The sequence below is a fragment of the Paenibacillus sp. J22R98 genome, assembly GCF_059383835.1.
The window spans coordinates 690,586-714,550 of record NZ_JBXENW010000001.1 but is presented as its reverse complement, the minus strand read 5'-3'; the positions used below and the strand labels follow the sequence as shown (position 1 = coordinate 714,550).

Sequence of the window (23,965 nt, the reverse complement as noted above, 5' to 3'; positions counted from 1 at the left end):
TGGCTAAATGTTAAAGAAGAAAGAGGCCCAGCTGCAGAACAACTGCGGCGTGACCTCTTGCATTCCTGTAAGCCTTGGTTATTAATTAATGTTCTTCTTATTTTGCAATTGCGTGAATCGGATGTCCTAGCGCCACTTCAACCGCATCCAGAACGATTTCACCGAGCGTTGGATGTGCATGGATCGTCAGGGCGATATCTTCAAGCGTTGCGCCCATTTCGATTGCAAGTCCCAGTTCAGCGATCATGTTGGAAGCTTCAATACCGGCGATTTGAGCGCCTAGTACAAGGCCGTTATCCGCATCTGCGATAATTTTGACAAAACCTTCGTTTACACCCAACGACAATGCGCGGCCGTTGATGTTGAACGGGAATTTGCCAACCTTCACGTTGTGGCCTTTTTCCTTTGCTTCCTTCTCGCTGTAGCCTACGCTAGAGCATTCAGGATCGGAGAATACCACAAGCGGAATGCACTTGTAATCGATTTTGCTTGGCTGTCCGGCAATTGCTTCTGCGGCAACGCGGCCTTCATACATCGCTTTATGCGCAAGCGCAGGTCCTGCGATGATATCGCCAATTGCGTAGATGTGCGGAATGCTTGTACGGCATTGCTCGTCGACTTCAATCAGACCGCGATCAGTCATCTTCACATCGATCATATCAAGGCCAAGCTCGCCATCTGTATTTGGACGGCGTCCAACCGTTACGAGCAGGTAATCCGCTGTAACTTGTTTGTCTTCGCCACCGACTGTGTATGTTACGGTTACATCGTTGTCTGTTTGAACCGCGCTCTTCGCTTGAGCACCTGTTACGATATCTGCTTTCGCGCCTTTAAGCTTCTTCGCCACGAGCGAAGACATATCGCTGTCAAAGCCGGGAAGGATCGTGTCGGAGCCTTCGATTACCGTAACCTTCGTTCCGAAACGAGCGTACATTTGACCAAGCTCGATACCGATGTAGCCGCCGCCGATGACAACGAGGCTCTTCGGAATTTCAGGCAAGGACAATGCTTCAGTCGAAGAAACGATACGGCCGCCGTAAGGGAATGCTTTCAGCTCAATTGGACGGGAGCCTGTTGCAATGATGCAGTTCTTGAAACGGTAGCGCGGAGCTTCTTGTTCATTGAATACACGTGCTTCTGTATCGCTGATGAACATCACTTCGCCGGCGAAGAATTGAATTTTGTTGGCTTTCAACAGTTGCCCTACGCCGCCGGTCAATTTCTTAACTACGCCGTTCTTGAACTCTTGAACCTTGCTCCACTCCACTTTCACATCGGATGCTGTGATACCGAAGGAAGATGCGTGAGAAATGGATTCATATTGGTGAGACGCCGAGATTAGCGCCTTGGACGGGATACAGCCTACGTTCAAGCATACGCCGCCTACATATTGTTTATCTACAACAAGCACACTTTGGCCAAGCTGTGCAGCGCGAATTGCCGCTACATAGCCGCCGGGGCCTGCTCCAATGACGAGCAAATCAATATCGAGTGATGCATCTCCTACTACCATGGTTTTAAACCTCCATTACAAGTAATTGCGGATCAGCCAGCAGCTGTTTAATGTAGTTCATGAAGTTTTGCGCTGTTGCGCCATCAATGAGACGGTGGTCAAAACTTAGGGAAAGCGCCATAACCGATGCTGCCACGATTTCGCCGTTCTTCACAACCGGCTTCTCGGAGATACGGCCTGTACCAAGAATGGCAACCTCAGGGAAGTTGATAACCGGCGTAAAGAACATTCCGCCTGCGGAACCGATGTTTGTAATGCTGATTGTGCTGCCTCTAAGCTCGGTAGCTGTTAGCTTGCCGTCACGGCCGCGAGTAGCCAGATCCTTGATTGCATCAGCAACCATCCATACGTTCTTACGATCAGCATCCTGGATAACCGGAACGATCAGACCGTTTTCCGTATCGGTAGCGATACCGATATTGTAGTATTTCTTGTACACGATCTCTTGCTTCTCTTCGTCAAGCGTCGCGTTCATAATCGGGAACTGACGGCAAGCCGCAACAAGAGCCTTCACGATGAATGGCAGGTAAGTCAGCTTAACGCCTTTCTTCTCTGCGATCGGCTTCGCTTTCGTACGAAGCTCAACGAGTGCGGTTACATCCACTTCATCCATTATTGTAACGTGAGGTGCAGTGTACACCGATTTAACCATCGCGTTCGCAATCACTTTGCGAATGCCTTTGAATGGCACGCGCTCTTCAGCTCGGTCGCCGACTACTACAGCCGCTGCTGCTGCTGGTTTCGAATCAGCTGCTGCCGGTGCTGCTGCAGCTTCTTGAGCCGCAGGTGCCGCTTGCGCCGCCGTGCCGCCGCCTGCAGCAATTGCAGTCACGTCCTCGCGTGTGATGCGGCCGTTCTTGCCGGAGCCTGCTACGCCAGAAAGGTCAACGGCCTGTTCGCGAGCAAATTTGCGCACGCTTGGCGTTGCCAGAACCAAACCGCCAGCTGCTTTAGCAGGAGCCGGAGCTTCCGCAGGTGCAGCAGGTGCTACCGGCGCAGGAGCCGCTGCCGTTGTTGGTGCCGGTGCTGCTGCAGGAGCTGGTTCTGCCGCCGGAGCTGGTGCACTGTGGCTGTCGCCAGCCGGCGCTGCTTGCTCAGGCACATCGCCTTCTGCATCGATGATGGCAACAAGCTCGCCAACATGGCAAACCTGTCCGTCCTTTACGAGCACTTCAAGCACTTTACCGTTTACAGGACAAGGAACTTCAACAATTGCCTTGTCATTCTGTACTTCCATGATGATATCTTCATCCGTTACCGTAGCGCCTGGCGTAATATGCATTTTGACGATTTCGCCTTCATGCAAGCCTTCGCCCAGCTCCGGGAAACGATACTCGAATTTTGCCACGTCCCGTGACCTCCTTCTCAGTCTTCACAACCTGCTCTATGGTGGGGTTATCTATTAAAAGTTCAACACTTGGTTTACTGCTTTGACGATACGAGCAGGGCTTGGCAGCCAAGCGTCTTCCACTTGTGCGAACGGGTAAACCGTATCCGGACCCGCTACGCGCAGTACCGGCGCTTCCAGGTGAAGGATTGCGTTCTCGTTGATTTGAGCAATGATTTCCGCAGCTGCGCCGGATGTTTTCTGTGCTTCTTGCACAACGATTGCGCGGTTTGTTTTCTTGATCGAAGCAACGATCGTCTCGATATCAAGCGGAAGCAGAGTACGAAGATCGATAACCTCTGCCTTAACGCCGCTTTTCTCAAGCTCTTCAGCCGCTTTAACAGCGGTGTGAACCATAAGACCGTAAGCAATGATCGTGACATCGGAACCTTCGCGAACCACATTTGCTTTACCGATTTCGACCGTGTATGCCTCTTCAGGCACATCTTGACGGAATGCATGGTATAGGTTCAAATGCTCCATAAAGAATACGGGGTCGTTGTCGCGGATAGCCGCAACCAGAAGACCTTTTGCATCATAAGGGTTCGAAGGCACGATTACTTTGATACCAGGCGTTTGAATCGCCAAGCCTTCAAGGGAATCGGTGTGAAGCTCAGCTGCCTTAACGCCGCCGCCAAATGGCGTACGGAATACGATTGGCGAGTTGTAGCGTCCGCCCGAGCGGTAACGCATGCGTGCTGCTTGGATAAACATTTGATCCATTGCTTCGTAGATAAAACCTACGAATTGAATTTCTGCAACCGGGCGGAAGCCTTGAAGCCCCATCCCTACTGCCATACCTGCAATTGCGGATTCAGCAAGCGGTGTATCGAATACGCGATCTTCGCCGAATTCGCCTTGCAGTCCTTCTGTCGCACGGAAAACGCCGCCAACCTTACCAACGTCTTCACCGAAAATGTAAACGTTCGGGTCATTCTTTAGTTCCACACGCATTGCGTCGCGGATCGCTTCTTTCATATTCATTTGAGCCATTGTCGCGAGTTCCTCCTTAGCTAACTTCGATAGTCATCCCATTTATTGGAAATCGGCTTTTTGCGCTTCCAGGTGAGCAGGTGTGTGCTCGAACATGGAATCAATCAGTCCGTTCACAGTCATTTTCTCTGTTGCTTCTGCTTTCTTGATGTGCTCGTTTACAGTCGCTTTCGCTTCCTCTTTCACGCGGGCTGTATCTTCGTCAGACCACAGACCTTTCTTCTCAAGGAATTTCGCGAAACGAGTGATCGGATCTTTCAGGCTCCATTCGCCCTCTTCATCCTTCGTACGGTACTTCGTTGTATCATCCGCCATGGAATGCGGACGGAAACGGTAGGTCAGCATCTCGATCAGCGTAGCGCCTTCGCCGTTGCGGCCGCGCTCAGCAGCATCGGATACCGCTTTGATAACAGCAAGAACGTCCATACCGTCGACTTGCACGCCGCGAATACCGGCAGCTACTGCTTTGTGTGCAACCGACAATGCAGCGGTTTGCTTGGCGTATGGCGTAGTGATCGCATAACCGTTGTTTTGAACAACATAAATGACAGGGAGCTTGAATGCGCCGGCAAAGTTCATGCCTTCGTAGAAGTCGCCCTCAGAAGAACCGCCGTCACCTGTATACGTGATAGCAACGCGCTTCTCGCCTTTTTTCTTAAATGCCATGGCAACGCCGGTAGCATGAAGAATTTGAGCGCCGATAATGATTTGCGGCATAAGAACATGAACGTCCGCAGGAATTTGACCACCGTGCTGATGTCCACGGGAGTACAGGAATGCTTGATACAGAGGCAATCCGTGCCATACGATTTGCGGCATGTCGCGGTAGCCCGGGCAAATGAAATCATCTTTGTTAAGTGCATATTCGCTTCCGATCATGGAAGCTTCTTGACCCGAAACAGGTGCATAGAAGCCAAGACGACCTTGTCTTCCCAAGTTTACGGCACGCTCATCCCATGTGCGCGTGAAAACCATACGATACATAATTTCTTTCAATTGCTCATCCGACAAATTCGGCATAAGCGCTTCGTTGACAATTTCCCCTTCAGGAGACAAAACGGAAAGTGGAGTTACCGGCTCCGTCTGAACTTCATAAGGCAGCTTGCTCATATTGTTCACCTCAGTTGAATATTTGAAAAAACGAGTATCCCTGTTATAGAATGATTATAAACCTGTTTAACCGAAATGGTCAAAGCATAAAGCACAATAAACCGTTGTATTTTGCAACATTTGATCTATTAGCCTGCTAAATTGTATATGTAACAGAACTATCGAACTAGTAGTACAGTATAGTACAACAGGGCATAATCCTAGCAAAAGCTGCATTTGTTTCCTCCCTTTTGTTTACCCACAACACGTCCAAACCATGCAAGGGCAAAGGAGTTTTTATTCATGACCGATCCTCGTTATTTGAAAAGAACGATTGTAAAGGATGTCATTACCAGTCGAATGCTGCCGGAAGGCTCGCGTGATCTAAGGGTATATTTACCACCGGGCTATAATGAATTACTTAGTTATCCGGTCGTCTATTGCCAAGACGGCGAACAATTTTTCAACTTTGGCCGCATTGCAACAATTGCCAACCAGCTCATTCTGGATGAAGGCATTGAGCCTTTCATCATTGTTGGCGTTGATGTGGACATTAAGCTGCGAACAGCGGAATACGCACCGAATGGCGAGCGCCATCACGGATATGTCACCTTCTTCGGTGATGAACTGATCCCCTTTATCGAGTCCAAGTATGCAGCTAGGCGGGATTCTGACGCTCGAATCCTCGCAGGCGATTCCTTAGGGGGATCTGTCAGCTTGCATATCGCGCTCACCTACCCCGAATTGTTCCATCAAGTTATTTCCTTGTCAGGGGCGTTTTATCCCGCTTCGCGCGAGATTGCCAAGAACGCTTCCGATCTCAGCAAGCTTGAATTGTTCATGATCGTAGGTTTGCAGGAAACGGCATTTAAATCGGATAGCGGTGTGTACGATTTTGTCGCGATCAACCGAGAGATGAAAGCTATCCTTGAAGCCAAAGGAGCCGCAACCCATTACAGCGAGCATGATGGCGGTCATGTGTGGGGCTTCTGGCAGCAGCACATACCTAACGCTCTTCGAACGTTTCTACACCCTGAGGCTTAATAGACGCTTCATATGCAAAAAGACCGCATCCCATCGTTCAACGGGAGTGCGGTCTCTTTATTTCGTTTACAATTGATGTTCTCGCCGAATTCGCTCCAGCAAATGCTCGCAGCCTTTCGATACAAGGCCATAGACCTCATCGAAATTGCCTGTGTAATACGGGTCTGGCACATCATCGCTCGACTCATCGGGCAGCAAATCCATAAACTTGAACACTTTGGCATGCAGATCAGAACGGCTTCCGAAGAGCGCATGCACATCCCGCTCGTTGGCACTGTCCATGCAGATGATATAGTCGAAGGTCTGATAGTCGTCGATAAGCACTTGTCTAGCTCGCATTCCCTCGTACGAAATACCGTAACGATCCAGCAAGCCGCGCGTACCTTCATGCGGCGGCTTGCCGAGATGCCAATCTCCCGTTCCGGCGGAATCGACTTTGATCCGGTCCTCCAGCTCGCGCGCCTTCAATTGATGCCTCAGCACGGCTTCGGCCATCGGCGACCGGCAAATATTTCCTAGACAAACAAATAATACGCTAATCATGATTCTTCTCCTTTTTGTTGCTCAATCTTGGCAGCTTCAGCGCGCTCTTTATCCGAATAAACCGACTGCGCGAGCGCGTATTTCAACGATCGCCTCGGCAGCCGCCAGTTGTAGTGCACGGAGAGCATTCTGAAAATAATAACGATGACGAATAGTATTAATAATTCCACCGGGGATTCGAAAAACCCCAACCCGATCGCAGCGCCTGCGGCAAGCGCCCAGACGGCATAGATCTCATCGCGCAGCACGAGCGGCTTACGGCCTGCCAGTACATCGCGAATCATGCCTCCGCCAATACCGGTCAACATAGCCGCAACCATAACCGCGCTTAGCGGGTACTTGCCCGTTGCATACAGCGCCCCTTGAATGGCAAAGGCCGATAACCCGATGGCATCGAAGAAAGCTTCGCTCTTCTTCCATCTATTGATCCACTTGACCGGCATGACAAATGCGATTGTCATTGCAATTACAGCGGTCTTCAGCAGCATGCCCTGCGTCCAGATCGTCGTAATCGGGACGTTGATCAATAGGTTTCGAATTACCCCGCCGCCAAACGCAGTAACAAGTCCGAGCACATACACGCCCAAAATATCATACTCTTCTTCCATTGCTACAATCGCACCGCTGACCGCAAATGCAATCGTTCCGATAATACTGAATACGGTGAAAATGTCCATGTCCATCTGTAGATTCATTACTTGATGCCTCCGCGTGTCTCCGCTCAATATGATCCTTACTCATTTTAGCCGCGGCTCGTCGAATCTTCAAGCGTTACATTTTCCACTTCCTAAGCATTTCGTCTGGTCAATGATTCTCCTTGGAAGTATACTGGCGTAAAACGCTTCGGTTCTCGAATGGACACGAACGATTGTAAAGGCAGGTCTACCTATGATTTCTAAACGGATAGTGATTTTTACAGGCGGACGGCTTGGCCGGTGGGCGCTTGATCTTCTTACCCCTGACGACTTGCTGATCGGAGCAGATGCCGGCGCATTATTCCTCGTCGAGCACGGTCTGAAGCCGCACATTGCGCTAGGCGACTTCGATTCCGTTACGTCAGCTCAATTGGCATACATTCGCGAGAACAGCGGTGAAACGCATGACTACGATCCGATCGACAAGGATTATACCGATACGGAGCTCGCCTGGCGTCTTGCGCTATCTAAACAGCCGCAGCAAATCGTCATGGCAGGTGCCCTCGGTACAAGGTTCGACCACTCGCTGGCGAATGTTCACCTGCTCCGAATGGCGCAGCAGCAAGGAATCGCTGCCTCCATTGTCGATGAACACAACTGTATTCAGCTTACCGCGGATCGGGCAAAACTATTTAACGGCAGCTACACTTACGTATCCTTGCTGCCCTTATCTGAATGTGTTACAGGGATAACCTTGACTGGCTTTCAATATCCGCTGCACGAGGCAACGCTTGAAATCGGGCAATCCCTTGGCATTAGTAACAAACTGCTAGGCGAGGAAGGTCAAATCTCCATCAAGCAAGGGATGCTGCTCGTCATACAAAGCCGGGACTAAAGGTGGCTTGCGGTAAAGCCACCCTATCAAGCTCTTTCGCCACAATCAAGCTTTTGGTTCATCCGGCGGTGTGACAATGGTTAATCCCGGGACATATTTACGCCCCATTAGCTTGCGAGATTTACGATTCTCCTTCGTATCGAACACGATATCCATGTCATAGCCCTCTTCCAGTTCCGGGTACAGCTGTGTACTCGGAATGTAGAGCGACAGCCGCTTGCGGTTGAAGGTCATCTTGTTCTTCTGCACCTGAACCACCACATCGCCACGTTCATTTGCCGTTTGATAAACGATTCCTGTCCGTTTGAGCGGATAAATCCAGACACAATCCCCGACTTCGAATGGTTTCTTGATGACCGCTGCATTTGCAACTTCCTCATTACGTTTAACTTGAGCCTTTGCCTCTTCTTTGTTACTTACCCGCTTCAGTTCTTCATCCCATTGCAAGGCAGAGTTAGCATCAAACTCCCCAGCGTTTAACGGCTGTTGTTGGTTTGAGCTAGCGGCTTTAGCTGCCACAACGCGTCCCTCTGCTCGTTTGATTACATGCTCAGGCAATCCAAACCTTCTCGCAATTGCAAAAGCATAGCTGTCCCCTGCTTCCCCGATTTCAAGCTTATAGATCGGCTGAAGCGTATCGGCATCAAAAGCCATACGGGCATTCGTGCAGCCCTTCATGACGGAAGCAAATCGTTTAATCTCGTTAAAATGTGTCGTTGCGGCCACGAGGGAGCCTCGTTTCAGGAGCTCTTCCAGAACGGCAATGGACAAAGCGATGCCTTCACCGGGATCGGTTCCTGCAGCCAGCTCATCCAGCAAGATAAGCGAGCGGGCATTCGCTCTGCGCAGCATGTCGCTGAGGCATTCCATATGCGCAGAGAACGTGCTTAACGATTGCTCGATACTTTGACCATCGCCGACATCTGCCATGATAGTCTGGAATAACCCCAGCTCCGTTCCAACCTCGGCAGGGATAAGCAGCCCGGATTGCACCATCAGCGCGAATAGCCCAATCGTCTTGAGTGCGACGGTTTTGCCTCCTGTATTGGGCCCTGTAATAATGAGCTGACGCCAATCGCCTCCGATTTCAATCGTTAGCGGCACTGCTTTGCTCCCTAACAGCGGATGCTTAGCGCCGATCAGTTTCACATAGGGTTTGTCGACAATTGCAGCTTTAATGCCGTTAAACGTACGAGAAAGCTTCGCTCTGGCAAATATAAAATCAAAAGATGCCATCGCCTCCACATTCCATTTCAACTGTTCACCCTGTGCTTCTGCCAGATCGGAGAGCTGCGAGAGGATCAATGTGCGTTCCCGCTCCTCTTCACTCTTCCACATTTGCCACTCTGCCTGCAGATCAGCCACATCCACCGGTTCAACGAATAACGTTTGACCGCTTGCCGACTCATCCCAAACCGTACCCGGTACCTGTCTTCGCAGATCGCGCTTCACCGGGATCACATAATGGCCGTTCCGTTTGCTGACCAACTGATCCTGCAGCGCATTCTTGTATTTCCCCAGCAGCTGATTGAGCTTGCGCTCTATTCGCTCTTCGGCGGCTGCAAGATGCCTGCGAATGTCACCCAACGCAGGAGAGGCTTGATCAGTCAGCGAGCCATGTCGGATGCAGCGCTGCAGCTCTTTCGCGAGCTCCGGACAGTCATACATCGAATCGGCGTAGCTGCTGATCGTCGGCGCAGTCATTCGTTTGCTGTCCATATATCGTTTCATTTGTCCGATGGAGGTAAGCCAAACGGCCAGATTGCCGAGTTCCTGCTCGCTGTAGATTTTCCCTTTGCCTAGCAGCGCCATGAAGATTTCCATCCCCTCCATGGCAGAGATCGGAACGCTTGCACCGGTGGCAAGCAGCGCTGCAGCCTCTTCTGTTTCTCCAAGCCACGCCTTCACCCTGCCGGGCTCTGCGCTTGGTTCATGTCGCTCGGCGAGCGCTCTTCCTGCTTCAGAAACCGTATAAGTGAGCAGCATGTTTTTAATTTTATCGAATTCCAATTTCGTTAATGACGCGTTATTCATGTGTGGTTACCCATCCTTTTCGGTGTTTGTATTTAAAGCAAAAAAACAGGGACGGAACGCATACGCATCCCATCCCTGTTCATGGACTCCCAGTAAACTCACTCTTCGATTCGACGAAGAAACCTGCTCCCGGCTGGCAGAACGCGGATTTCCCGTAGAACGAAAAAAGGCGTGCTCGAAAGAGCACGCGAATTTACCGTCCAGTAGGCGGAAATTGTCATGTTCTTAACTCATTGGTTACCACGCTTCTGTGAGATGCAGCAAAATAAACCTACTCCTATTAGAGAAAGTCCACTTGTAGATCTAACAAAAGCCGTGCACCCGGCTGCGCTTCAGGCGCCGGGTATTATCCAATTTAGAAGTTAAGAACCATAACCCGCATTAAAATTTCCCCTTACTGCTTAAAGTTAACTTTATAATAGCGTCTGTATTCGTCCCAAGTCAAGCGGCATTTGCCTAGACAATGACAGAGAGTCCGGCATGTGCAAATGCTACATTTGCAGGTAATCCGTAATCTCGCCGTAGATCGATATCATGCGACATATGCGTAAACATTGTCTTAGCGGGCTTTAACTCCTCGAGCACAGCCAATGCTTCTACGACATCATAGACGGAGCGCGTCTCGAAAGGATATGGCTCTTGATAGAAGCTCGTCCCTAATATGAGCAAGTCTAAGTCCGCCAACGGGACCAGCTCATCGCCTTCAAGCGCAATCGAATCCGAGCAATACGCGAATGCTTTTCCTCGTTCAGCATGCGTGAATCGGAACGCGTACGCATACCCGTTCTTGCCATGGTTTACTTTCCACGTCTGCACATCCCAACCGCCGAATTGAAGCGGTCCTGTAATCGGGTGAAATTCAATATGCGAAGATAACCACGGAAACCGAGTTAGTATATCCCGAATAACATCAGGCATCGCGTATGCTTTCCCTTTGCACCCCAGCCACCTGCATAAATCTGCCCATTCCGGCAAGCCAGCGATATGGTCGAAATGAGCATGCGTAATTAGTACGGTATCGATCCGTTTGAGACCTGCTGCTTCCATTTGACCGCGCCAATCCGGACCGCAATCGATCAGCATCGTCCCAAACTCTTCATCGGCGAGATGAACGAGCGAACGCAACCTGCGATTCACTCCGCCTGACCTCGCCTCCTCACATACCTTACACGAACAATAGACGCGAGGAACGCCCATTGCATCACCTGTTCCCCAGAAGGTGATTGTCGTCGCCAAGACGGATTCCCCCATTCCTACCTGCGCTGATGACACATTGCCTCTCTACAGTGGTTTTAGCGCAAGCTTGGATTGTCCTTTCAAGCCTTCGACCATGGCATACCATTCATCCGGCTTATTAGGCAGTGCCGAATAGTATTCCGTCAAGAACGCCACCACGAGCGATGCGTCCAGCTCAGTACGGTTCTCGTCTTGAGGCAAGAAGCATAGATCAAGCCCGCCGACAGCCGCTCCATCCTCTTCCCAAGATGGATGCACATAAGGGAAATCAATTCTCATGTAGCCGATGTGCGACAACACTTCACGACGAACAAACGGATTCATCGGATAGACGCCGCCAAATTCATATTCTGCTACGGTAGGATTGTAAATTTCCGCAAACATCCCGATCGGTTCGGTTCCGCTTTGCTGTGCCAACCGTTCAAGATCACGTGCACGGTTGCGCATCAGAAACCGACCTACGCCCAGCCCCGGACGACCGACGATTGTAAAATCCGTCATCGCGACTTGCATTCCTGGATAATAGCGATATTCTGTTGTGCCGACAACCTCGCCTTCGTGAACAGCTACATAGACGTGAATGCCCGGATCTTCAAGAGGTCCAGCCCATTTCTCATAAGCGAGTACTTCTTCCTTCGGGAAAATCGTTTTCATCAAGTCATGCATGTTCTTGAATAATGGATGATCGATCGATTGAATGCGTATGTAGTCCATAGCTTATAACGTCCTCTCTATTCGTGTATAAATGGATTCTTCCACTCCATGAGCGCGGCATATCCACAGGACTCTTCATCCTCCAGATAGTGCTCCGTAACGCCGACAGGCAAACGCCCGCAGCGCATTAGAAACGAAATCACGGGATCGTTGTACAGCCCCGTAGTAATACCTGTTACGTAATCCGCGGCTGACACTGTATCCGAATACCGATGATAACCAGGCATCCGACCGCCCCCAAGCAGTCTGCGCAGTTTAAGATGAACGACAACCTCATACATGCTTTGCATGAGCCATTTGCCGATACCGGCTTTACGCATTTCCGGAATGACGCATAGATCCACGACATAAAGCGTCGAGCCATCAGGGTCGTGATTGCGTATGTAGCCGCTGTCCGTGACAGCTTCCCAAGTATGCTCGCCCTCTAACTGCTGCTCGTTCACTCGCAGTCCCGTCATTGAGCCGATTAACCTGCCGTCCATTTCCGCACACAGAGCGCCTTCCGGAAACCGAGTGATATGCTCGCGGAGCTGCGTCTCATTCCACCATAGCTCGGAAGGAAACGGGGGTGGAAAGGATTCGCGCTGAATGGCGATCATCCCTTCAATATCAGAGAAATCGTAGTTGCGAATCACAATCTCGATTGGTTTGCCCATAAGGTAAACAATCAGCTGCTTACGCATCTCTCACCCTCCCCTCATCCGGTAATATTGCCTACTATTTAAGACCAATCACAGTATAAATCGGTGCGACGATCGCGCCAAGTCGTGACCGACCCTGCAGCACGCACATCATGGAGCAGCTGTACATTAAGATCGGCGACAACAAGCATATCATCGTTAATAACGCCTTCCGTCATGATGCCGGCAGGAGGAAATGGAATATCGTTCGGTGAAATAACGGCCGCTTGACCATAATTAGCACGCATAAAATCAACCTTGCGCAGGGACCCCACCGTTCCCGTCGTCACGATATAAACCTGGTTCTCGACTGCCCTTGCATGACAGCAATAGCGAACGCGGTAGAATCCATGCCGGTCATCGGTGCAGGAAGGACAGAAAATAATGTCCGCCCCTTTCGCACGGGCCATCCGGACCACTTCCGGGAATTCAATATCGTAACAAGTAAGCATCGCAATTGTGCCATGCTCCGTATCAAATACGCGCAGGGATTCGCCATGCGACATATTCCATTCCTCGCGTTCGGTCGGCGTCATATGCAGCTTTGCCTGCTGCTCCACGCGACCGCTCGGGTAGAACAGGTGCGCCGCATTGTTCAGCTTTCCGTCCCCGGCATCAATGACATGTGTGCCGCCAACGATGTGCACATGATATTCTGCCGCAAGTGCTTTAAACAAATCGAGGTATCGTTCCGTAAAATCAGGTAGTCTTTCAATGGACAGCGGACGCCCCTCTTCATCCCCGATGGAGAGCAGTTGCGTCGTGAAAAACTCCGGAAACAGAATAAATTGAACCCCGTATTCAGATGCATTACGAACGTAGTGCCGAACTTGATCGGCAAATTGTTCGAAGCGTTCGATATCCGCCAGCTTGTACTGGACGGCGCAGACGCGCAAACTCCCCATAGTTCTCCCCCGCCTTTGTTAGCTTTGAATATTACTTGCGCAATGGCAGCGCAATTGAAATGGTTGTTCCTTGTTCAGGCTTGCTGAATACATCGATTTGACCTTCATGCAAATCCACGATCCGTTTTGCAATGGACAATCCAAGTCCGGCACCGCCGGTTGAACGGCTTCTGGCGCTGTCTACGCGGTAGAAACGCTCGAACAAATGCGGAATTTCATCCTCGGGTATACCCATTCCTTTGTCCGAAACCGATATCCGAATAACGCCTTTATTAGCGCCAAGGGTAACATCGATCGGATCTTTACTGTATTTGATTGCATTGTCAATGAGGATGACTAGCAGCTGCCTGATTTTGTCCTTGTCTCCGATCATGCGAACATCTTGTTTGCCTGTATGTACACGAATCATGCGCTGGAAAGTGATATGAAGCATATCCGCGGTTTCATCGGTCAGCTGCACGAGATTGAAGTTTTCCAGGTTGAGCCAATCTTCCTGCTCGGCTTGCGCCAGCTGCAGCATCGATTTGGTCAAATTTTGCAATCGCCGGGATTCCTTGCTGATCGCTTCAATCGCTTCATCCCGAATGTTGGCATCATCGCGTCCCCATCTTTTCAGCATGTCTGCATAGCTGGTAATAACCGTTACCGGCGTCCTTAGCTCATGGGATGCATCGGCTACGAACTGCTTCTGCCGTTCGAACGTACGATCCAGCCGGTCGATCATCTGATTGAACGCACGCGCAAGCTGAAGCAACTCAGCCGATTGATCGCGCTGAGCGAGCTCGATCTGTCGCAGCTTCCCGCTGCGGTCAATTTCCCTCATCGTCTGCACCATGTGCTGGATCGGCGACGTTAATCTGGAAGTAAACCAATAGGTCCCGAAGATCGCGAACAGGATCGCGCCGATGCTTGTGATTGTCAGCGCAATGACGAGCACTTGCAAATAGCTGTCCAGCAGCGTCAGTTTCCGGTAGAGCTCCAGCGTACCGATCACTTGACCGTCGTGAAAAAGCGGTACCTTCATAAACAGCACGCGTCGCCCTTCCAGAAAGAACATTCCGGTATCATGCTGACTGGAAAACTCCGACTTCAGCGCAAGCAGCTCGGAGTCAGAGCCTTGTGAATTCACTATTCGCCCGCCGCGATCGACGATGCGGATGAGCTCACTGATGTTATAGAAATCCCGCAGCAGCTCACCATTGGCTAACTGCGTGGGGTCGACGATTCGGGGATCCTCGAGCAAAATATTCACTTTATTCGTCAGCAGCTGATCTTCACTGCGAATCGTGATTTTTATCACAAATAAATAAACGAAAATGTTAAACAGGATCAATATAAAAATGAGCCAAAAAATCGTAAAAAACGTAAACCTTCTACGCAGCGTCATGCATCCGGCTCCTTGAGCATATAGCCGACACCACGAACCGTGTGGATGAGCTTATGCCTGTACCCTTTATCGATTTTCTGGCGCAAATAACGGATGTATACATCCACTAAATTCGTCTCGCCGATGAAATCGTAGCCCCATACTTCGGACAAAATATCTTCTCGCGACTTCTCTTCATTCCGATGCTCCGCCAAATAAACAAGCAGCTCGAATTCACGCGGGGTGAGCTCGATCGCCAAATCTTTGCGGAACACCTTGCGTGTACGCAGCTCGATCGAGAGATCGGCTGCTTTCAGCACGTCCGGACTCTCCGTCTCCTTCGGCTGTTGCTGGAAAATGCGCAGCAAATTGCGAACGCGCGCCAGCAGCTCTTCCATCGCGAACGGTTTGGTAATATAGTCATTGGCACCATGCTCGAAACCGCTTACCTTGTCTGGGATCGTGTCACGCGCCGTTAATAAAATAATTGGGATTTGATTGCCGGATTGCCGCAGTCTGCGCAGCACTTCGATTCCATTGAGCTCTGGCAGCATCACGTCGAGCAGGAGCATATCCCATTCGCCGTTATTGGCTTGTTCAAGTCCGCTCCTGCCGTCTGCGGCACGACCGACCGAATAACCTTCATGCTCTAGCTCAAGCTGAAGAACCCGTGCAATGCCGTCCTCATCTTCGATGACAAGAATGCGTTCGTTCATTCTCGCTGTACACCCACTTTGTTATAGACTTAATCAGGACTAGCCCGTTCCCACTATCATAAAGAAGCAAAAGCGCCTTTGCAAGCAGCAAAGCCGCCAATCCTAAGCTTGGCGGCTTCGTACTCTACCCGTTTAGTTCATTGCGTGCTGCAACGACCATTGTTCGACATCCCACACCTTCGTTACCCAATCCTCATAGAAATCAGGTTCATGGGAAACGAGAATGATGGTCCCTTTGTAGGACGCGAGTGCACGTTTAAGTTCTGCTTTCGCATGGATGTCTAAATGGTTGGTCGGCTCATCGAACGCAACCCAGTTGCTCTCACGCATGAGCAGCTTACATAGACGAACCTTCGCCTGCTCGCCACCGCTGAGCTGGTTCAACGCGCGCGTAATATGCTCATTCTTCAGGCCGCAGCGCGCTAGGGCCGCGCGTACTTCATGCTGATTCATGCTGGAAAACTCGTTCCACACATCATCCAGCGGCGTTAAATTCGGTGCTTTCACCTCTTGCTCGAAATAAGCTGGGAATAAATAGTCACCGCGGTAGATCGTGCCGCCAAGCGCATCGATTTTGCCTAGAATCGTCTTCAGCAGGGTCGATTTACCTACGCCGTTACTGCCGACAATCGCGATCTTATCTCCCCGCTCCACAAGCATATTCATTGGCGGAATCAGCGGTTTGCTGTACCCGATCGTGAGTCCTGTTGCTTCGAAGACGGTTTTGCCGCTTGTGCGCGCTTCTTTGAATACAAAGGTCGGCTTCGCAGCTTCCTCCGGCTTCTCGATCCGCTCAATCCGGTCAAGCTGCTTCTCACGGCTCTTAGCCCGGCCGCTCGTTGAAGCACGCGCTTTATTCTTCTGAATAAACTCTTCTTGCTTCTTGATGTATTCCTTCTGCTTCTCATACGCATCGATATGCTGCGCTTTGTTCATGTCCGCCATCGTCAAGAACTTCTCGTAATTAGCGGCATAACGCGTCAGCTTCGTGAACTCCAAGTGATAAATCACATTCACGACCTCGTTCATAAAGCCCGTGTCATGGGATATAAGAATAAAGGCGTATGGATAGTTCTTCAAGTAGTGCGTCAGCCATGTAATGTGCTCTTCATCCAAGTAGTTCGTCGGCTCATCGAGCAGCAGAACCATCGGTTTCTCGAGCAGCAGCTTCGCCAGTAGTACCTTCGTACGCTGTCCGCCGCTTAGCGATGCGACGTCACGATCAAGACCAATGACACTCAAACCGAGACCGTTGGCCATCTCATCGACCTTCACATCCAGCAGATAGAAGTCTCCGATTTCAAGCTCCTCTTGAATTTCGCCCATACGAACGAGTAGCACTTCAAGCTGATCAGGATCGGCATCTCCCATTTGGCCCGCGATATCATTAAGCTCCCGTTCCAACTCCAGCAAAGGAAGAAATGCATCTTTCAGCACATCACGTATAGTCTTGCCGGGGACAAGCTTCGTATGCTGATCCAAATAGCCGTATCTGACGCGCGGTGTCCATTCGACCTTTCCGCTGTCCTTTAATAATTTCCCTGTTAGTATATTCATCATCGTCGACTTGCCCGTACCGTTCGCGCCAACAAGTCCGACACGTTCGCCGGCGAGCAGCCGGAAGGATACATTTTTGAATAAAGTGCGGTCACCGAAGCTATGGGATAATTCCTCTATCGTCAATAAACTCATGATCAAGCTCGCTTTCCAATGATAATTAAGCGCCTTAATTGCTGCGCTCGCAACTCATTGTATCACAGGATGTGATGGAATGTGCCGGGAGACTGCAACTATTTCTTGCAAAATAGGCTGAAAGGCGCGTTCCAGAAGGCTTAGCCAATTTTTGTGGGACGTTGCCCACTTGCCTGACCAGAGCAAATCAGCCAGTTGATCGGGCGGAAGCAGAGGAACAGAACAAACCGGTTTCTCGGGAATAGCATTCAGCCATTCACTCCGATTGCGAAACAATATGTCTTTATTTGCAACCCAGTAAGTCTTGCGGCCGGACTTCAAGCGTTCGAAGCAAATGCGTTCAGCCGATTGCAATCGCTGCGGCGTCCATTTATAGACGGAGGGATCCACCACGAATATCAAGTCATCACTTTGTGTTAATTCCAGTGCTAATTCAGAGTTAGTTGTCCATTTGCTGGAGATATCCGTAAGAACGACTGGCGAGTCTGCTGATTCTGACATAAGCCGATATTTAAGTATGGGTTCCGCATCAGCAGATGGGCGGCGTTCAGGCTCAAGTGCATGCCATTTGAGCTGCCGAGCTGGCGAATGGAAGGTTCGGTATTTGCCTTGCCATGCTTGCTGCGATGTAGACCGAAGTCGAAGCTGTAATTCCGGTGCGTACAACAAGGCATGCCATTCCGGCTCGAGCTCCGGATGTTCGATCGCTGTACATGTGACCCCCTGGTGCTCGAGTAAATGTGCAAGCGAAAGGGTTGTGAAGGTCGCACCTGCGCCGGGTGAAAGTGAAGCCACCATGATGGCCCGACGGTGATTCTTCCGGTGATGAATACTTTGGACCATGAAATGTTGTGCTGTAGGCGGCTCGTTGGCTAAGCATGTTTCAAGGGCATACTTCGCCTCAAGTATTGTGCTATATCTGCATATTGGATTCGGATCCAGCATGCGGATTAACACCTCAGACATCTTGATGGGAAAGCAGCTCGGTAATGAACTGTTCGTTACGGATCCTTCCTTCGTGTTGTACCGATTACCACCGCTTAGTAGGTAGTAGAGCAGTGCACCTAGTCCGAATACATCCGTACGCGCATCACTTTGATACTCTCCTTCCTGTTCCGGCGCCAAGAAGCCCGGCGTTCCAAGCATGACCGTATCGTGTGCTTTCCCCAGCTTGAATTCTCTGGCAATCCCAAAATCAATCAAACGCACAAATCCTCCGCGATCCATCATCACATTCGTCGGCTTCAAATCCCGATGAATGATCGGCGGATGCTGGCTGTGCAAATAGTGCAGCGCGTCGCACAGTTGACTTCCGATTGCAACGATATCCGCGAGACGAATCTCACCGCCGCGAGAAGTCAAATAAGTTTGAAGCGTGATTCCGTCTATGTAATCCATCACAACAACTTCACAGCCCAGTTCTTTAATAAACGGAAAATAATCCACTATTAATGGCAAATGAGGATGGTTCAGTCGCATCAGCAGTGCCGCCTCTTCTGCTCCGCTCTCATTTTCGAGCTTAGCAGTTGAAGCCTTGAGCGCACGGAGCTTCCCATGTAAACGCAGATCCTCGGCCGCATAGACCTCGCCCATGCCACCTCTGCCAATTAATCTGACAATGCGGTATCGACCTCCGATAATAACGCCATCCTTTAGCAAATCCTGATTCCTATTTGTTGTGCTCATCCAATCGCCTCCCCCAGACAAGACACAAAAAAGCACCTCGAACGTACAGACCTGGTCTGTTCATTCGGGATGCTTTCCCGTATCTTGAAATGTTTAAGTGTGGTTGTAAACAAGGTAATCGGCGAGCGATAATCGGTAATCGTTCATCGATCTATCGTACCTTCTACCGTTTCACTAAGTATAACGTAATTTCGTCGCGATTGTGAAACAATTGCTTCGCTTTCTTCAACTCGAATGCCGATTCCAGCTTGGAGATCACGTCGCGAATCGTCTGCAGCGGCTTCTTATGCATTAGCTTAATTGTAATGATCGCCGTTGCGCCATCTGTGAGCGCATCCGTTTTCTCCAATACAAGCTTCGCCATCTGCATCGGACTCCAGCTCATATCGCACACGAGCAAGTCAAACGTGTTCGCCGGGAAGTTCACATCCGACGCGTTCTTCTTCATCTTCGTAAGACGCGGGTAAGCTGCCAGCGTTGGGTGCAGCTCTGCAGGGTCAATCGCCGTCACGCGCAGTCCGCGCTCAAGCAGCAGATGCGTCCATCCGCCTGGCGCAGCTCCGATATCAAGCGCTTCACGGAACGTTTCGAAGTAAACTTTAAAAGCCCGCTCCGCTTCAAGAAGTTTAAACTTCGCCCGCGAAATCTGACCTTCCTCACGTTGAAACCGTACCGCGCCGCCCGGCCAATCCGACAGTTGCTCGGCAGGCGTACCCCAGCCCACATACAGCTCCTCGGACGCTGCAAAGATGGAGAAAATTTGCTCCGGGGATTGCATCGTCGTTTCTCCGCCCAGCTCCATGATCACAGCATCCAGCACTGCCTTCGTGTCAGCAGCAGAGTAGATGAACGGCGTTCCATCCATTCGTCTGAGATGGATAGCCGTCGTCCCTTCCTCACAGCGCATTCTTGCGCTGCGCATCAGCTCCGACAGCGCCTGCAAATCATCGGCATTTCCATGGATCGGCAATGCGCGATCAATCGGCTGTAAATGCCTTAAGAAGATCGGTTCATTTGTCTGGATAAGATCCAGCATTTCTTCTCTGCTTAACGGAACCTCCATCTTGAATACTTCGCCTGCGATAAGCTGCGTAAATTTGATGCCGTTAATTTGCCTACGAAGCTCTTCCATTGCAAGCGACGCAAAACCATGATTAGCTGTTCCAATCCAATGACTCACTGCTGTTTGCCTCCTGATAATGCTCGAATCCATGGCCGGTCATCGGCCCATTCTACGGCCACCGGCCAGTCGTACGCACGGCTTAGCCACTCCGGACTAAGCACTTCCTTCTTCGGACCCGCAGCTACAATGCGTCCGTCCTGCACTAACGCCACATGAGTAAATAGCGGTATGATTTCTTCCATATGATGCGTAACATACACAACGGTAATATCGCGCTCACTTAGTCTGTTTAGATCGAGAAGCAGTTTCTCACGCTCGTATAAATCTAAGCCCGCGCATGGCTCGTCCATAATAAGCAGCTTCGGATTGGACATCAGCGCACGTGCGAGCATCACCTTCTTCCGCTCTCCCTGCGAGAGAGTGGCCAATGTTTGATCTGCCGTGTACAGCAAGCCCACTTCATCTAGGAGTCGCAGCGCCTTCTGACGCACCTCTTCATCGATTGTTTGGTAGAAACGCAGAAACGCGTATTCCCCTGTCGCAACTACTTCCCAGACCGGGTCACGCAGCGTCAGCTTCTCGATAACCGATTGACTGATATAGCCGACAAGCTTGCGAACTTCCCGAACATCGCATTCCCCGAAGCGATTGCCGAGTACATCCACGGTTCCAGAAGAAGGGAACTGGTAGCCGGTCATCATTTCCAGTAACGTCGTTTTACCGCAGCCGTTTCGGCCTAGTATAACCCAGTGCTCCCCTTTGTTGATTTGAAGATTGACGCCGTCAAGGATTTGCCTTTCTTCACGGCGAAACGTTATATCTTTCAACGTAATCATGGTTTTCCCTCCCAGGAGTTCACATCTAGATGATCTGAGCTGCCTGCTCTAGGCAGGCATTGGACCGTTATGAATTTGAATATCCAGCGGCGCATGCTGGGTTAATAAATGCACCATTTGCATTCTGCCAGCAAGGCTGGACGTGTGAAAGTAACAGGATCGCGGATAACGGCCGCTCGTTACGATATATTCTGCAACGGCTAGTCCATTCGGCTGCCCCCAGCCAAGTTCGAAGTCAAGCGAGAGGATATCCACTTCCTCATGCTGCAGCAGAAGGATGCATTCGGCAGCCGTCTTAGCAAGGACAAAGCCCTGCGGGCACGGACGATAATCGTCTAAATATACGTTAATCATGCTTCGCTCTCCCCTCCTAACCGTTGGATCAGCTCCAGCTGCCCCCTGTGCGTACCATCTTCCCCGGATGGCGTTTCCAGCACGAATGGAACTTGCTTCAGCAGCGGGTGACGCAGCAGCCAAGTTAGGCCAGCCTCACCGATATAACCTTCACCGATTCTCGCATGGCGGTCTCGCTTATCACCGCTTGGATAGACGGAATCATTCAGATGAATGGCAACCAATTCTGAAATGACACCAAGCTCATGAGCTTTGTCCATCCACGCTGCGTCAGGACTTCCATCCCATACTCCGCTGGCAAAGAGGTGACAGGTATCCAGGCAAAAGCCGATTTTGTGCGGATCTACACATAGGTTGCGAATTTGAGCCAGCTCCTCCATCGTGGTGCCCATGAAGGTATGCTCGCCGGACTGGTTCTCGATGAGCAGCTTTGCTTTACCGTTCCACTGCGAAGTAACCGCGCTTAAAGTAACGACTGCATTGCGGTAGCCCTCCAATGGATCCGGTCCTTTATAGACGCCAAAATGCACCACGACCCCAAGCGAACCGCATGCTTCGGCAATAGCGAGATCATTTAGCAGCGACTCTACGGTTCTCACGCGATGCTCGGCATCTTCGGCCGCCACGTTAGTGGGGTAAGGAGAATGGGCAATGGATACAATCCCCCGCTCCTCACAGAATATTGCACACCGCTTCGCTTCACTGTAGTCAATCTCTTTGACGGAAAGGCTTCGGGGATTTTTCGGAAAATATTGATAAGCGACAGCATCGTACGCTGCCGCTCTTCTTGCCGCTTCCTTGTAACCGCCTCTGGTGGAAACGTGAAATCCGGTCCGCATCGGCGTCTACCTATCCTTCTGACAAACGGGACAGTAGAACATCTTACGCGAGTTAATCTCTTCTTGAACTATGGTCCCCCCGCAGTTCAAGCAAGGCTCTCCGCCGCGATCGTAAACGAGACACTGGTTATTGTAACCGCCGGTTACGGTATCCTCATTCGTGAGCGGCATCTCCATGTAACCGCCATGAGCTAATGCCGATTGGAGCACCTTGTGCATAGCGTTGTAGATTCGTTCCCATGATTCAGGTTCAATCGCAGCTATCTTCGCATCCGGGCGAATTCTCGCTTCAAAGGCAATTTCATCTGCATAGCAGTTGCCGATCCCTGCAATGACGCGCTGTTCGACAAGCGCTGTCTTCAGGGAACCTCTGCGCCCTTTGAAACGTTCCTTGAATTTCTCCAGCGTCAGCCATTTATCGAACGGCTCCGGTCCAAGATCGGCTAAACGCGCGATCGTTTCCTTGACGGTCAGCAGATGGATGTAACCTAGGCGCAATCCAATAAAGCATAGCTCCCCTTGCGGAAAACCAATCGTAACCTGCACGGTGCGATCCGTCCGTTGCTCGGGATCGATACCGCGCGCTTCAAAGCGGATCATACCGCCCAGCATCAGATGCAGCAGCAGACGTTTCCCGTTATCCAGATGCAGGATCAACATTTTGCCGCGACGCTCCACGAACCAGACGGTTCTCCCGATCAACTCCTGCTCGAAGGTTTCCACGGGAACGTTGATTGACTTCTGTCGCGTCACCTGCACATTCATAATCGGCTGACCAGAGATTCGCTCCGCCAGCATCTTGCGATAATGTTCCATTTCCGGCCATTCCGGCATCGTGCTTCTTCCTTCCTAACGGCTCTGCTGACCACTCGCCAGCTGATCGCCTATAAACTGCTGCAATGTATGTAGGTTATCGATAATGACCGTTGCCTCACACCCGGCTGACGCAAGCAGTTCCTTATAATTGTCGCCTGTTGCGAGCCCGGTTAAAACAAGGATCGACGGACAATCTACCGCTTGCGCTGCTGCGATATCCGTAGCCGGATTATCGCCGATCATCCACGTCTCGGATGCTTGAAGTCCCAAACGTTTCAGTGCAAAATCCATTAAGATCGCCGATGGTTTCCCGATTACGACAGGTTCAACACCGGATGCCGCACGCAGCATTGCTCCAATCGAACCTGCCCCCGGAACCAGACCATGTTCTGCAGGCACAAGCAAGTCCGGATTCGTCAAAATATAGCTTGCGCCCCCGCGAATAAAAGAGACCGCTTTGGCTACTTTGTCATAGGTAAGCTGTTTATCGATTCCCTGCACGACGATATCCGGCTCTTCTTCTACCAGCTGCAAGCCTGCATCCTGAAGGGCTGTTCGAAGGCCATGCTCTCCGATGACATGCACTCGTGCACCTGGTTGCCGCTCCGCGATATAAGCCGCAGCCCCTTGCGCCGAAGTACATACTTCAGAAGGATTCGTCTGAATTCCCATCACGCTTAGGCGATCGGCGAAAGCCTCAGGCGTAGCCGATGAATTGTTCGTTACGAATAAGAATTGAATGTCTAGCCGACGCAGCGCCGCGATAAGCGCATCTGCTCCCGGAATCATAATGCCGCCATGGTACATCGTTCCGTCCAAATCAATGAGCAGACCGCGAAGCGAATTGACGCTCATGGATGTCCACTCCT

General features: G+C 50.8%; 23 protein-coding genes. 2 read left to right on the top strand and 21 right to left on the bottom strand.

Annotated features, from left to right (window positions below; translation table 11 throughout):
* Window positions 1-97: 97 nt before the first annotated feature.
* Genes lpdA through pdhA form a run of 4 tightly spaced genes read right to left on the bottom strand, consistent with a single transcriptional unit; the run spans window position 98 to window position 5,003 of the window.
* The gene (lpdA, locus tag AC50Y3_RS03285) at window positions 98-1,513 is read right to left on the bottom strand and encodes a dihydrolipoyl dehydrogenase (protein WP_494817316.1); all 1,416 of its coding nucleotides are present in this window, start codon (window positions 1,511-1,513) and stop codon (window positions 98-100) included.
* A 4-nt stretch (window positions 1,514-1,517) separates the two neighbouring features.
* Entirely contained in the window at window positions 1,518-2,861 is a 1,344-nt protein-coding gene (locus AC50Y3_RS03280; protein ID WP_494817315.1) for a dihydrolipoamide acetyltransferase family protein, read from the bottom strand.
* A 54-nt stretch (window positions 2,862-2,915) separates the two neighbouring features.
* Complete coding sequence (locus AC50Y3_RS03275; protein WP_494817314.1) at window positions 2,916-3,893, bottom strand: alpha-ketoacid dehydrogenase subunit beta; 978 nt, start codon at window positions 3,891-3,893, stop codon at window positions 2,916-2,918.
* Window positions 3,894-3,935: 42 nt separating this feature from the next.
* Window positions 3,936-5,003, bottom strand: coding sequence for a pyruvate dehydrogenase (acetyl-transferring) E1 component subunit alpha (gene pdhA / locus AC50Y3_RS03270; protein WP_091215764.1), 1,068 nt, complete (start codon window positions 5,001-5,003; stop codon window positions 3,936-3,938).
* 282 nt (window positions 5,004-5,285) lie between these two features.
* Between pdhA and AC50Y3_RS03265 the strand changes: the two genes are divergently transcribed.
* On the top strand, window positions 5,286-6,026 hold the full coding sequence (locus AC50Y3_RS03265) for an alpha/beta hydrolase (RefSeq protein ID WP_494817313.1): 741 nt from the start codon (window positions 5,286-5,288) through the stop codon (window positions 6,024-6,026).
* Window positions 6,027-6,092: 66 nt separating this feature from the next.
* Here AC50Y3_RS03265 and AC50Y3_RS03260 read toward each other — a convergent pair whose 3' ends face one another.
* Complete coding sequence (locus AC50Y3_RS03260; protein ID WP_494817312.1) at window positions 6,093-6,569, bottom strand: low molecular weight protein-tyrosine-phosphatase; 477 nt, start codon at window positions 6,567-6,569, stop codon at window positions 6,093-6,095.
* Window positions 6,566-7,246, bottom strand: coding sequence for a trimeric intracellular cation channel family protein (locus tag AC50Y3_RS03255; protein ID WP_494817779.1), 681 nt, complete (start codon window positions 7,244-7,246; stop codon window positions 6,566-6,568). The genes AC50Y3_RS03260 and AC50Y3_RS03255 overlap by 4 nt, the downstream gene beginning before the upstream one ends.
* A gap of 211 nt (window positions 7,247-7,457) precedes the next feature.
* Here AC50Y3_RS03255 and AC50Y3_RS03250 point away from each other — a divergent pair, with 211 nt between their 5' ends.
* Window positions 7,458-8,099, top strand: coding sequence for a thiamine diphosphokinase (locus tag AC50Y3_RS03250; protein WP_494817311.1), 642 nt, complete (start codon window positions 7,458-7,460; stop codon window positions 8,097-8,099).
* Window positions 8,100-8,144: 45 nt separating this feature from the next.
* On the opposite strand, the gene AC50Y3_RS03245 is transcribed toward AC50Y3_RS03250, so the two are convergent.
* The 15 genes from AC50Y3_RS03245 to AC50Y3_RS03175 form a co-directional block, all read right to left on the bottom strand.
* Complete coding sequence (locus AC50Y3_RS03245) at window positions 8,145-10,133, bottom strand: endonuclease MutS2 (protein WP_494817310.1); 1,989 nt, start codon at window positions 10,131-10,133, stop codon at window positions 8,145-8,147.
* A gap of 456 nt (window positions 10,134-10,589) precedes the next feature.
* Window positions 10,590-11,369 carry an MBL fold metallo-hydrolase gene (locus AC50Y3_RS03240; RefSeq protein ID WP_494817309.1) on the bottom strand — a complete coding sequence of 260 codons (780 nt, stop codon included), beginning with the start codon at window positions 11,367-11,369 and terminating at the stop codon, window positions 10,590-10,592.
* Window positions 11,370-11,414: 45 nt separating this feature from the next.
* Window positions 11,415-12,083, bottom strand: a complete 669-nt coding sequence (locus tag AC50Y3_RS03235) for a GNAT family N-acetyltransferase (RefSeq protein ID WP_494817308.1) — start codon at window positions 12,081-12,083, stop codon at window positions 11,415-11,417.
* Window positions 12,084-12,100: 17 nt separating this feature from the next.
* Window positions 12,101-12,766 carry a GNAT family N-acetyltransferase gene (locus tag AC50Y3_RS03230; protein WP_494817307.1) on the bottom strand — a complete coding sequence of 222 codons (666 nt, stop codon included), beginning with the start codon at window positions 12,764-12,766 and terminating at the stop codon, window positions 12,101-12,103.
* Window positions 12,767-12,804: 38 nt separating this feature from the next.
* Window positions 12,805-13,668 carry a carbon-nitrogen hydrolase family protein gene (locus AC50Y3_RS03225; RefSeq protein ID WP_494817306.1) on the bottom strand — a complete coding sequence of 288 codons (864 nt, stop codon included), beginning with the start codon at window positions 13,666-13,668 and terminating at the stop codon, window positions 12,805-12,807.
* 31 nt (window positions 13,669-13,699) lie between these two features.
* On the bottom strand, window positions 13,700-15,055 hold the full coding sequence (locus AC50Y3_RS03220; RefSeq protein ID WP_494817305.1) for a HAMP domain-containing sensor histidine kinase: 1,356 nt from the start codon (window positions 15,053-15,055) through the stop codon (window positions 13,700-13,702).
* Window positions 15,052-15,750, bottom strand: coding sequence for a response regulator transcription factor (locus AC50Y3_RS03215; RefSeq protein ID WP_091215739.1), 699 nt, complete (start codon window positions 15,748-15,750; stop codon window positions 15,052-15,054). Before AC50Y3_RS03215 ends, AC50Y3_RS03220 begins: the two co-directional genes overlap by 4 nt.
* Before the next feature lie 132 nt (window positions 15,751-15,882).
* Window positions 15,883-17,442, bottom strand: coding sequence for an ABC-F family ATP-binding cassette domain-containing protein (locus AC50Y3_RS03210; protein WP_494817304.1), 1,560 nt, complete (start codon window positions 17,440-17,442; stop codon window positions 15,883-15,885).
* A gap of 54 nt (window positions 17,443-17,496) precedes the next feature.
* Entirely contained in the window at window positions 17,497-19,128 is a 1,632-nt protein-coding gene (locus AC50Y3_RS03205) for a serine/threonine protein kinase (RefSeq protein ID WP_494817303.1), read from the bottom strand.
* A 163-nt stretch (window positions 19,129-19,291) separates the two neighbouring features.
* The gene (locus tag AC50Y3_RS03200) at window positions 19,292-20,308 is read right to left on the bottom strand and encodes an SAM-dependent methyltransferase (RefSeq protein ID WP_494817302.1); all 1,017 of its coding nucleotides are present in this window, start codon (window positions 20,306-20,308) and stop codon (window positions 19,292-19,294) included.
* Window positions 20,305-21,087, bottom strand: a complete 783-nt coding sequence (locus AC50Y3_RS03195) for an ABC transporter ATP-binding protein (RefSeq protein ID WP_494817301.1) — start codon at window positions 21,085-21,087, stop codon at window positions 20,305-20,307. Before AC50Y3_RS03195 ends, AC50Y3_RS03200 begins: the two co-directional genes overlap by 4 nt.
* A gap of 48 nt (window positions 21,088-21,135) precedes the next feature.
* Complete coding sequence (locus tag AC50Y3_RS03190) at window positions 21,136-21,441, bottom strand: cyclic-phosphate processing receiver domain-containing protein (protein WP_494817300.1); 306 nt, start codon at window positions 21,439-21,441, stop codon at window positions 21,136-21,138.
* Window positions 21,438-22,280 (bottom strand): deoxyribonuclease IV, encoded by an 843-nt coding sequence (locus AC50Y3_RS03185; protein ID WP_494817299.1) that lies wholly within the window; start codon window positions 22,278-22,280, stop codon window positions 21,438-21,440. Before AC50Y3_RS03185 ends, AC50Y3_RS03190 begins: the two co-directional genes overlap by 4 nt.
* A 6-nt stretch (window positions 22,281-22,286) precedes the next feature.
* Window positions 22,287-23,114, bottom strand: coding sequence for an Fpg/Nei family DNA glycosylase (locus AC50Y3_RS03180; protein ID WP_494817298.1), 828 nt, complete (start codon window positions 23,112-23,114; stop codon window positions 22,287-22,289).
* Window positions 23,115-23,129: 15 nt separating this feature from the next.
* Window positions 23,130-23,951, bottom strand: coding sequence for a TIGR01457 family HAD-type hydrolase (locus AC50Y3_RS03175; RefSeq protein ID WP_494817297.1), 822 nt, complete (start codon window positions 23,949-23,951; stop codon window positions 23,130-23,132).
* Window positions 23,952-23,965: the final 14 nt, after the last annotated feature.